Consider the following 3,128-nt stretch of genomic DNA (forward strand, 5'->3'; position numbering starts at 1 on the left):
TTCAATAGATACTCGTAAAATTGAACCCAATTCCTTATTCGTAGCCATAAAAGGGGAGCGTTTTGATGCTAATACTTTTGCTGAAGAAGCACTGGAGAAAGGAGCCTCCTATGTAATAATTGATAATGGCGCCTATTATATTGACCAAAGGACTATTCTAGTTGACGATAGTTTAGTGGCATTGCAAGAATTAGCGAAGTTTCATCGGAAATATCTAAAATTGCCTATTATTGCTCTTACAGGTAGTAACGGGAAGACAACTACAAAAGAACTTATAGCTGTTGTTCTATCAAAAAAATATAAAATCAAAGCTACCGTTGGAAATTTAAATAACCATATTGGTGTGCCATTGACTTTACTTTCTTTTAATTCAGAAACTGAAATTGGAATTGTAGAAATGGGTGCCAATCACAAAAAGGAAATTGAATTTCTTTGTGAATTAGCCAAGCCGGATTATGGCTATATCACTAATTTTGGCAAGGCGCATCTAGAAGGATTTGGTGGAGTAGAAGGTGTGATTGAAGGGAAAAGCGAAATGTATCAGTACCTTTCGGCAAATGATAAACTAGCTTTTATAAACTTAGAAGATCCCATTCAAGTTGAAAAGTCAAGGATGTTAAAGGCTTATTCTTTTGGTGTAAATAAAACAAATGTAGATGTAAATATTACTTCTGTTAAAGCAAATCCATTTGTTGCGATAAACTATTCTAATTTGACTATTTCAACGCATTTAATAGGCTTGTATAATGCCAATAACATTAATGCCGCTCTTACTATTGGAAAGTATTTTAGAATTGATGATGTTGCGATAAAAGAAGCTTTAGAAAGTTATGTGCCTGAAAATAACAGATCGCAGTTGTTGACAAAAGGAACTAACCAAATTATTCTGGATGCCTATAATGCAAATCCAAGTAGTATGGCTGTAGCTATTGAAAATTTCCTCCAGTTAGAGAGTCAAAATAAGGTAATGATTTTGGGAGATATGTTTGAGTTAGGAGCGGAAAGTCAGCAGGAACATAAAGCAATAGTTGACCTGCTTTTGAATGAAGATAAAGTGAAATGTTATTTTATCGGTTCAGCATTTTATGCCAATGAAATGAAAAAAAACAACTTTTGGTTCTATAATACATTTGAAGAGTTTTCGAATGATTTAGCAACGACTGAATTTGATACTAGTACTATTTTGATAAAAGGTTCGAGAGGAATGGCATTGGAGCGAACTTTAGATTTTCTTTAAACAAGACAAGTTGTTTTATAATAGGAATGCCATCATAATAAACTATGATGGCATTTTTAGTTTTATTAAATACTCATTAGAAATCCAATCAGGTTTTCTTTCTTATTGAGCTCCAATTTTTTTCTTAATCGGTAACGTGCAAGTTCTACTCCTCCGTTTGAGATATTCATGATTTCGGCAATCTCTTTCGTTGACATATTCATTAATAAATAGGTCGACAAATCCAATTCTCGGGGAGATATTGTAGGATATTTTTCTTTTAATCTCTTGAGGAAATCAAAATGGACATTCTTAATGTGTTTCTCCAAGTCTTTCCAGCTCTTGTCCGCATTAACCTCTTTGGTGATGCTTTTATTCAATTTTGTAAATTGGAATTTGGTAGAATCATCAAAGGATTCAACATTGATGTCTTTTAATTTATAAATGATGCCATTTAGGATTTTGTTTTTCTTGACTACTTGCAGCGAGTTGTTGACTAATTCTTTATCCTTTGCTAAAATCTTAATTTGTAACTTGTCACTTTTCAATTTTTCAATTTCTTTTTCCAGTTCATATTGTTCCTGTCTTATTTTAGATTCTTTCTCTAAATAAAGTCTTCGCTGTTCAATAGTTTCGTAATATTTGTTTTTTCTAATTTTCATTTTCACTCTGTTTCGAATGAAAAACACAGAGGCGACAACTAGTAGAATATAAAATAAATATGCTAAAAAATGCCTGTACCAAGGTGGAGAAACGGTAAAAGTAGCAATAGCTTCTTCTGATTGAATTCCATGACTATTCCTCACTTTTAATTTCATCTTATAATCACCCTCTCTTAAATTGGTGTATTCTTTAATTGAAATAGAAGACCACGTGCTCCAACGATCATCAAAACCTTCCAGTTGATAAGAGAATTCTACATTTTCCAGATTTTCATAAGTTGGTGACGAGAATGTAAATTTCGCTCGATTTGCTGAATAAGGTATTTTAAGCATCTCAATTTTATTGGATCCATTTCCTAATATTATAGTATCTCCAGGATATGAAAAACTTCGTATAAATGCCATTGGTTTTGATGCGGAATAATTTTGTAGTTTGGAGTTATAATGTGCTAAACCATCGGTTAAACCAATTAATATATTTTCAGGATTAATCGTGTTTATAGATATGTAGTTGTTTACGAGATTGCCGGTTAAACTGGAAAAAGGAGAAATTGTGTTTTTATAGCCGCCACTTTTCTGCTTCATTAAAACACCTAATGACTCACTAAAAACATACCAGATATTACCATAATTATCTTGGGTTATAGAATGTATTTGTGGAAGGTCTTTGAAAATTGCACTGGTTTTTTTATCTTCAAAAAACAAATCTTGCTCTTGTGAATATTTATAAAAACGATTATTAGTTTGAAAGTATAAGTTGTTTTTCATTCGTTGCAAACTTCCTATTCCTTTAACTGAGTTGGATAAATTTTTATGCGTTTTTATAGATTTAAATTTGTTTAAATCATCAGAGAGCGTTAACTGATAGATTAAATTATCCTTTTTTAACCATAAATTATGTTCGTCTATTTCAAACGTATTGGCAGATAGGTCAAATCCTTCTACTCGATTTTTATAGGATAAGCCGCTAACTGTTTTTTCAAATATGGTAAATCCATTGTATGTAGATCCTATTAAGTAATTAGGGCGATTAGGAATTGGCTTAAAGCCAAAATGGCCCTTATTGTCTAATGTTCTAATAACTTTTCCTCCAGAAACTAACAATGCGCCTCTATTGTGAGCGCAAATTAGCTGGTCGTCTATCACTTGAATGTTCCAAGCCTGACCAGTAGTTCCTTCAACAAGTTTAAAAGTATCCTCTTTAATGCTGTTGTTCCAAGAATGGTAAAAAAGACCTTGATTAGTAGCTA

2 protein-coding genes are annotated in these 3,128 nt (G+C 32.2%); one reads left to right on the plus strand and one right to left on the minus strand.

Annotated elements, in window-relative coordinates; all coding sequences use genetic code 11:
• Nucleotides 1–1,237: UDP-N-acetylmuramoyl-tripeptide--D-alanyl-D-alanine ligase (gene murF / locus ACH2BP_RS11140; protein WP_395059894.1), on the plus strand; the 1,237-nt coding region annotated here is incomplete at its 5' end.
• A 65-nt stretch (nt 1,238–1,302) separates the two neighbouring features.
• On the opposite strand, the gene ACH2BP_RS11145 is transcribed toward murF, so the two are convergent.
• Nucleotides 1,303–3,128, minus strand: a 1,826-nt coding sequence (locus ACH2BP_RS11145) for a triple tyrosine motif-containing protein (protein ID WP_395059895.1), incomplete at its 5' end; no start/stop codon positions are given.

It is taken from the genome of Flavobacterium sp., from assembly GCF_043756175.1.
Lineage (GTDB): Bacteria > Bacteroidota > Bacteroidia > Flavobacteriales > Flavobacteriaceae > Flavobacterium.